Source organism: Palaeococcus ferrophilus DSM 13482 (assembly GCF_000966265.1).
Taxonomy (GTDB): Archaea; Methanobacteriota_B; Thermococci; order Thermococcales; family Thermococcaceae; genus Palaeococcus; species Palaeococcus ferrophilus.
Window position 1 is genome coordinate 140,872 of sequence record NZ_LANF01000013.1, and the last position, 7,372, is coordinate 148,243.

Here is a 7,372-nt window from a genome sequence, read left to right on the forward strand (position 1 = left end):
CGGCAAACCCTTTTAAACCCCCCGCCGTACCCCCTCACATGGACGGAGAGGCCTACAAAAAAGCGTGCGAGGAGATTGCCGCTGCGATAGTGAGGGGAGAGGTTAGGGACAGGAAGGCCCTAAACAGGCTTAAGATAAAGGTCTCCGGAAAGTACCACCTCTCAAAGATTCCCTCCAACTCCGACATACTTAGGGCTATGGACGGGAAAGATAGAGAGCACTTCAGGGAGCTCCTCAAGAAGAAGCCCGCCCGGACGATAAGCGGCGTGGCAGTGGTGGCGATGATGACGCAGCCCTTCCCGTGCCCCCATGGGAGATGCATCTACTGTCCGGGAGGGCCGAGTGAGGGTTCCCCCCAGAGCTACACGGGAAAGGAACCCTCCGCCCTTAGAGCGGTTCAGAACTCCTATCATCCTTACCTCATCATGATGAACCGCCTCAAGCAGCTCTACGACATAGGCCACGACGTGGACAAGGTCGAGGTCATAATCCAGGGGGGAACTTTTCCGGCCGTTGATCTGGATTACCAGGAGTGGTACATTAAGTGCGCCTTCAAGGCCATGAACGACTTTCCCCACTTCAAAGACATCGAGAACCTCGAGGATAAGCTCAGGAAGGCCGTAATCGAGGGGGAAATAAGCGACGACCCTGCCTTCAGGAGCGCCTGGGAGAGAACCCACTCGAAGCCCTACTACTACCTCGAGGACGAGCAGAGGCGGAACGAGAGGGCAAAGGTTAGGATGGTGGGTCTGACCATAGAGACGCGCCCCGACTGGGCCTTCGAGAGGCAGATAGACAGGATGCTCAGGCTCGGCACAACGAGGGTCGAGCTCGGCGTCCAGACGGTCTTCGACTTCATATACGAGCGCACGAGGAGGGGCCACACCGTGGAGGACGTGGTCAGGGCCACCCAGCTCCTCAGGGACGCGGGTTTGAAGATCAACTACCACATGATGCCAGGCCTTCCGGGGAGCAGCTTCGAGAGGGATTTGTACTCCTTCAGGGCCATCTTTGAGGATTCTCGCTTCAGGCCCGACATGCTCAAGGTCTACCCAACGCTCGTGACGAGGGACACGGTTCTCTACCGCTGGTACAAAGCTGGAAAGTACAGGCCCTACACGACGGAGGAAGCGGTTGAGCTTCTCGTTGAGGCCTACAAGTTCTTCCCCAAGTGGGTTCGCGTGATGAGAATACAGAGGGACATCCCGGTCCAGCTCGTTGAGGCGGGTGTCAAGCACTCGAACCTCGGGCAGCTTGTCTTCAACGAACTCGTAAAGCGCGGGATACGACCAAGGGAGATAAGGTTTAGGGAAGTCGGTCACCAGATGCAGAAGTTTGGGGTTCAGCCGGAGATGGAGCACATAAAACTCCTACGCGAGGACTACGATGCCGCTGGAGGGAAGGAAATCTTCCTCAGCTTCGAGGACGTTAAGAACGACATCCTCATCGGCTTCATTCGCCTTAGGATTCCGAGCGAGAAGGCACACAGGAGGGAGATAAACTGCTGTCCCTCCGCTATTGTCAGGGAGCTCCACGTTTACGGCCCGCTGGTTCCGATAGGCGGAAAGCCTAAGTACGAGTGGCAGCACCGCGGTTACGGAAGAGAGCTTTTAGCGGAGGCCGAGCGTATAGCCCGGGAGGAGTTCGAGGTTAAGAAAATGCTCGTCATAAGCGGCGTTGGGGTTAGGAACTACTACAGGAAGTTCGGCTACAGGAAGAACGGTCCCTACGTCGCTAAACGGCTCGATAAGGGGTACGCGGACTACCGGGTGGATGAAAAATTCGATGCACACCTAAATACCTGAAGGCATTTTCTTTTACACCTTGGTAAAGCTTAAATACATGCCCTCCTTAATACTTACGGTGGTGGACAATGTCCAAGAGGAATAGGATGTCCTCGGAGACGAAGTTCCGTATAAAACTCTCAATATTCCTTGTCGTTACGGCGGCGGTTCTTCTAACGCTCGTGGTGTACCCCATCATATCCAGCAACCCCAACCCCTTCGAGGTTACATCCCCCAAGGGGCAGGTAGTTCTGGCGGAGAACCTCAACCTCATGGGAGTTAACTACACCGATGCCGTCGTCATGACCAGTAAGAACAACCTGCTGGTTCTCAAGGGGAACGACGTCTCCGATGAGCCCGTTAAGATAAGCGTCCTCACCCCGGGCTGGTGCATTGACCTCTGGACGTGGGAGGGAGCATCAAAGGGATGGATGATGAAGTACAACTGCTCCCGTGAGATAGAGCTCAGTACCTACGCCTTCAGGAAGAGCCCCGCCCACGAGGCGAAGGATGTTTTCTACTGGTACCTCGACTCGGGAAGGGCGATAATCTTCCACAAGAACGGCCCCGTTGAGAACGGCGAGCTCGTCAACATGACGGTCTCCTACGGAGAATACACCGGAGACGCTTACTTTAGGGTCTCCACAGATAGCTGATAACGGTGGTACGCATGTCAAACCCTCTATCCAAACTGTTGAAAAGGATATCCCTACTGCTGAAAAGGCTATCCTTCGAGGCCAAACTCGCAATCTTCCTTGTTACCGCGGCAACACTCATAATCGTCGCCATAGCCTACCCGATAGTGAGCAACGAAACGGTTCCGTTTGGCGTGGCCGCCCCTAGGGGCCAGATACTCATCCTCGAGAACATAACCATAGGGAACTACCACCAGGAGAATGCCGTTGACCTCTGGGGTGTGCTGACCCTCAAGGGGAGCAAGGACTACGGGGACGAGGTTACCCTCTCCATCTCGGAGCCCTGGTGCTTTGACCTCCTCTACTGGAACGGGCAGACCTACGCCGTGAAGGCCCGGTGCGTCCAGAACGTCACCATGTCCCGCTACGCCTTCCTTCAGACTGGCAGCCACTACTGGTACCTCGAGAGGGGCTACCACCTAATCGCCCACAGGACAGAGGGGGAACCCAGCAACTACGAGCGCGTATACATAGCGGCCAAGTACGGGCCTGAGGTCGGGGAGGGCTCATTCACGGTGGCCTTCCCGAGGGAGTGAGGGTGATGCGCTTCAAGCCGGTTCCCTTTTTGGAACCAGTGCCGTTTAAGTGTCTCAACTGCCTCGACTGCTGCAGGGGGAGGTGGATATACCTCACGCGGAGGGACATAAGGGGCCTCATGGAGCTTGGAAAAGACCCCTCGGAGTTCATGGTGCTCTCGATGGAGGAAAAGCCCCGCTTCGTGCTCAGCGTCAGGGAGTGGGACCTTGGCTGCGTTTTTCAGGACCCGGAAACTGGCCTCTGCACCGTCCACAGCAGAAACCCCCTTATATGCCGCATCTACCCATTCATGGTGTCGAGAGAGCCCCTGGGCGTTGAGGGGGAGAGGCCCTTCGAGTATGAAGGCGAAAAACTCTGGCTCTACTACGACAAAAACTGTCCGGGTATTGGCGTGGAGGAGCCCGAGAGGGTAATCACGCCGGAGGAAATAGCCAAGCTCGGCCTCGAATTCGAGAGGGAACTTGAGGAGACCACCATCGAAAGTGTGGCGGAACTCCTAGGAGGGGGTTGATACGTCCGGAGAACGCTCGAAGGTTCTGCTGGGCTGCTTCCTTTTCCAGGCTCTAATCAACCTCCTCTTCTACGGCTCCGTCCCCATAATGTTCTCCGTCCTGCTCCCTCCACCTCTCCGCTCCCGGGTGTTCTGGGCCCTTCCGCTCCTCGTGATGGGCTTCTTCGCCTCTGGAATTGTAGCCCTCCACTACCTCGGCTCCGCCCGTTTGGGGAGGGCACGCCTTTTTGGGAGCTTCTACTTCCTCACCGGCCTCGTGGGCTCCAGCACCGTCATGATGAACCCGGGAGATAGCGAAACGCCCCTCCTCCTCGCTGTCTTTGCCCTGTGGTTTCTGACGTCTCTTGTGGGCTTCGCCATACTGTGGTCTTCCAAAGGTTTGGCGGTTCCAAGGGAATTCGCCACCGCGCTCATGGCCCTCATGGGCACCTCTGCGCTCCTGAGTGCCTTCACGGCCCAGTGGCTGGCAGCTGACTACTCGATTCACGCAGAAGGAGAGCCCCTCAAAAACGCAACTGTGGTTATCGAGCGCCCCAACCTAACCAACGTCTCGGGCTAACCTTTTAAATTTCCGGGAGAACTTTCACCGGTGGGTTCATGGAAGGGCTGAGATACCGGAGGGCCTCCTCGTGGGAGCTTGACCTGATAATGCGCGAGGCCGAGAAGTACGGCAGTTTGAAGCACGAACTCTTCGGGGTAATCGAGGGGCGCTTTAGGGACGTTTACGCCGTCAACTCCTCCCTATGGGCAGAGCTTGAAGGCCTTAAGGTGCCCCCCTACGCCTTTGGAACCTTCATTGGGACGATAAAGGTTGATAGGAACCTCGTCGAGAAGTTCTATCCAAACGTGGAGTTCTTCTACTTTGTCGAGATCGAGAAGAACTACGCCGTTCTGAAGCCGCGTTCCGCGTTCATGTTCACGACCGGAAAGGACGTCTTCAGGGAAGGGGTGAGGGAGTACAGCTGGAAGGGGAGCAGGAAGCTCGTCGTGATGGACGAGAACGGTACCATCCTGGGCCTTGGCCTGATAAACCCCGGTAAAAAACCCTTCATTCGCAATCTGACGGACGTGGGGGCTTTCATAAGGAGGCCGAGGGGTTAGGCAATTGCCGAAAAGCTTATATGTGTCCATCGCAAATACTAAGCCATGTTGGAAAAAGAGAAGGAATCTCTGGCAAAGAGGATAGCCGGGGAGATAACTCTCTCGGCCGACCCCGGCAAGACGATGAGGAAGTGGAGGGAAATCTTCGGGGTAAGCCAGACGGAGCTCGCGGACTACCTCGGCGTTTCTTCGTCCGTTATAAGCGACTACGAGGGCGGCAGAAGGAAGAGCCCCGGTGCTTCCACCATAAGGAAGTTCGTGGAGGCCCTCATAACCATTGACGAGCGCCGCGGCGGCAACGTCATAAGGGCCTTCAGCAAGACGATAGGTGCAGACCTCCCAACCCACGCCATCCTCGATATGAGGGAGTTCGCGCTCCCCGTGACCATAAAGAGCGTGGTGGATGCGGTTAAGGGAGAGGTGGTCGCGAACGTTGACCTCATTGACAGGAAGCTCTACGGCTACACCGTTGTTGACAGCATCCACGCCATCCTTGAGATGAGCAGTGAAGACTTCCTCAGGCTCTACGGCTGGACAACTGAAAGAGCTCTCATATTCACTAAGGTCACCACCGGAAGGAGCCCCATGATAGCGATAAGGGTTCAGGGGATGAAGCCGGCGGTGGTGGTCCTCCACGGCGTTAAGAACCTCGATGCGCTGGCCGTTAAGATAGCGGAGAAGGAGCGCGTTCCCCTCGTGGTGTCCCGCGTCGGGGACGAGGACGAGCTCATAAGCAGGCTTAGAAAACTCGTGGAAAAAACGGAGAAGAGCGTTTAGAGCTCTGCCCTTCTCCATATTCCCTCCTTTGCGAGCTCCTCCAGGCGGTTCTTCATATGGGTTAGAACATCACCCAGCGTTTTCCCGTTGTCGTAGCCCTCGACGATTTTGAGGAGCTCCTCCCTGCTGTGGTCCTTCATCTCCCTGGCGAGCTCGGTCATCCGCGGGTAGGCGCGTATTATGTTGTCCACCACCGTTATGTCTGCCATTCTGGCGCTCCTGGAGAGCGGGTTGAGGTCAATGGTTATAACGAACTTGCCCATCGCAACGAGAGCCTCCGTTCTGTCGCCGTCCTCGAGCGGAACCACCACCACGTCGGCCTTCCATATCCCCTCCTCGTCAACCTTCCCGCGCTCGTGCTCAAGGCCGGGGATCCTCCTCGTCGGGTTTATCCCGAGGAGCTCGATATCGGGGTCGTACTTCCTCAGCTCCTCCTCGATCGCCCTAACGCGCTCTTCCGTGCGGTAGAAGAGGTTTATCTCGAGCTTCGAGTTGAGGGCCTTGGCCAGCTCTATGGTTTCCTTTGGGACGAGAGCAGCGACGTTGCCGTTTACCGAAAGCACGGGGTGCTTCGCAAGTAGGAGCTTTGCCACCGCGGCCCTCATGGCCCTCTCCGCCGGCTCGATGGTCTTCTCCCCTATCAGGTAGTCGAAGGCCTCGCCGCGGCCGTGGGCTATGGGGCCCGCTTTGGCAAGGATTCCCTTCTCCATGGCCTCCTCAATTTTGTGGCGGTAGTAGAGGCTCCAGTAGCGCGGGTGGCTCTTTGGAACCCTGAACTCCCCCATGCTATCTCCTCCTTCTCATGAGCGGGAGCAGCGCGAAGAGACCCACAAGGGCCGGCCCGCAGATTCCGCCCTTCTCGGAGGTCGTTGTGCTTGTTGTGCTCGAAGTGGGCGTTGATGTGGTGCTCGTCTGGGTTACGGTCACGGTCTTGGTTACCACGGATGTCGTCGTGGTGGTAGTGCTTGGGGTTGGCGTTGATGTGGTGGTTGTTGTGGTAGTTGTGGTGGTGCTGGTTGTCTTCGTAGTGGTGGTAGTGCTTGTGGTTGTGGTCGTTGTAGTGGTTGGAGTTGGGGTTGCCGTTGTGGTCGCGGTCTGGGGCGGAATCTCCCTCTTGAGGGCTATGAACATCGCGTCGCCCTTGGTGGGCTCGTTTATGGCCCCCTCGACGTTCTTGGATGCGACGTTAACGTCCTTAACCGTAAAAGAGGGCTTCCCGGGGAGCAGGTCTCCCCTGATGAGCTCGACGAGGTTGGCCTCGAGGGGGTTGTAGAGGGTCTCCTTGGTGACCTCCGTGAAGTTGGGAATCTCGAAGGTGAGCAGCCCCTCGGAGTAGCCCGCTATGTAGAGGTCGCCGTCGAAGTAGGCGTTCGTCGGGAAGTTAACGCCCGTGCTCGTAAAGGTCAGCGCTTCATCCAGTGTCCCGTCATCGAATGAGGCTATGAAGGTGTCGTAGGTCTTGGTGTCGAAGTTGCCCCACCTCCCCACGAGGAGGAGCTTTGAGCCGTTGAAGAGCACCTTCGTTATGGCGTCGCTGTACCCGAGGCCGAAGGTGAGGCCGGACTTGAAGTGAAGCTTGTCGTCGAGCTCCAGGAGAAAGCCGTTCCCGAAGGCCAGGTTCTCAACGCTTCCGGCCACGTAGAGGGTTCCATCCCTGAATTCAAGGTCGTAAACCTCGTCCCTTCCCTCGTTGGGCCACTTGACCGCCCACAGGAAGTCCCCCGTGGCGTCGAACTTCGAGACGTAGATGTCCCCTCCGTCGGTTGCCGCCGCGTAGATTCCATCTCCCAGGGCTACCTCCTTGGCCTCGAGGGGTGGCTTACCGAAGTCCGTGGCCCACAGGACGTTGCCGTCAAAGTCGAGCTTCGCCACGAAGGCTATCTTGTCCTTCCCCGTCTCGTAGGTGTAGCCGGCAACGTAGAGCCCATCGCTCCCGACGGTTACCCCGTTTATGCCGTCGTTGTAGT

8 protein-coding genes and 1 pseudogene are annotated in these 7,372 nt (G+C 57.1%); 7 read left to right on the forward strand and 2 right to left on the reverse strand.

What is annotated here, in order from left to right; genetic code table 11:
• Positions 1 to 38: 38 nt before the first annotated feature.
• The 7 genes from PFER_RS07970 to PFER_RS08000 all read left to right on the forward strand — a co-directional run bounded on the left by PFER_RS07970 (position 39) and on the right by PFER_RS08000 (position 5,405).
• Positions 39 to 1,805: a tRNA uridine(34) 5-carboxymethylaminomethyl modification radical SAM/GNAT enzyme Elp3 gene (locus PFER_RS07970; protein WP_048150939.1), complete on the forward strand. Its 1,767-nt coding sequence runs from the start codon at positions 39 to 41 to the stop codon at positions 1,803 to 1,805.
• Positions 1,806 to 1,873: 68 nt separating this feature from the next.
• Positions 1,874 to 2,440 (forward strand): hypothetical protein, encoded by a 567-nt coding sequence (locus tag PFER_RS07975; RefSeq protein ID WP_048150881.1) that lies wholly within the window; start codon positions 1,874 to 1,876, stop codon positions 2,438 to 2,440.
• A gap of 14 nt (positions 2,441 to 2,454) precedes the next feature.
• Positions 2,455 to 3,015: a hypothetical protein gene (locus PFER_RS07980; protein ID WP_048150884.1), complete on the forward strand. Its 561-nt coding sequence runs from the start codon at positions 2,455 to 2,457 to the stop codon at positions 3,013 to 3,015.
• A gap of 5 nt (positions 3,016 to 3,020) precedes the next feature.
• Entirely contained in the window at positions 3,021 to 3,527 is a 507-nt protein-coding gene (locus PFER_RS07985; protein WP_048150886.1) for a YkgJ family cysteine cluster protein, read from the forward strand.
• An 88-nt stretch (positions 3,528 to 3,615) separates the two neighbouring features.
• Positions 3,616 to 4,086 (forward strand): hypothetical protein, encoded by a 471-nt coding sequence (locus PFER_RS07990; RefSeq protein WP_157255158.1) that lies wholly within the window; start codon positions 3,616 to 3,618, stop codon positions 4,084 to 4,086.
• A gap of 38 nt (positions 4,087 to 4,124) precedes the next feature.
• Positions 4,125 to 4,628: an NIP7 pre-PUA domain-containing protein gene (locus PFER_RS07995; protein ID WP_048150892.1), complete on the forward strand. Its 504-nt coding sequence runs from the start codon at positions 4,125 to 4,127 to the stop codon at positions 4,626 to 4,628.
• A gap of 45 nt (positions 4,629 to 4,673) precedes the next feature.
• A complete protein-coding gene (locus PFER_RS08000) occupies positions 4,674 to 5,405 on the forward strand; it encodes a helix-turn-helix domain-containing protein (protein WP_048150895.1) in 732 nt (243 codons plus the stop codon).
• Here the strand turns inward: PFER_RS08000 and PFER_RS08005 are convergent.
• Both PFER_RS08005 and PFER_RS12185 read right to left on the reverse strand, forming a co-directional pair.
• Positions 5,402 to 6,190, reverse strand: coding sequence for a 4-phosphopantoate--beta-alanine ligase (locus tag PFER_RS08005; protein ID WP_048150898.1), 789 nt, complete (start codon positions 6,188 to 6,190; stop codon positions 5,402 to 5,404). The two genes, PFER_RS08000 and PFER_RS08005, sit on opposite strands and share 4 nt — an antisense overlap.
• A 1-nt stretch (position 6,191) precedes the next feature.
• Positions 6,192 to 7,372, reverse strand: a pseudogene (locus PFER_RS12185) (CGP-CTERM sorting domain-containing protein); the annotation flags it as partial.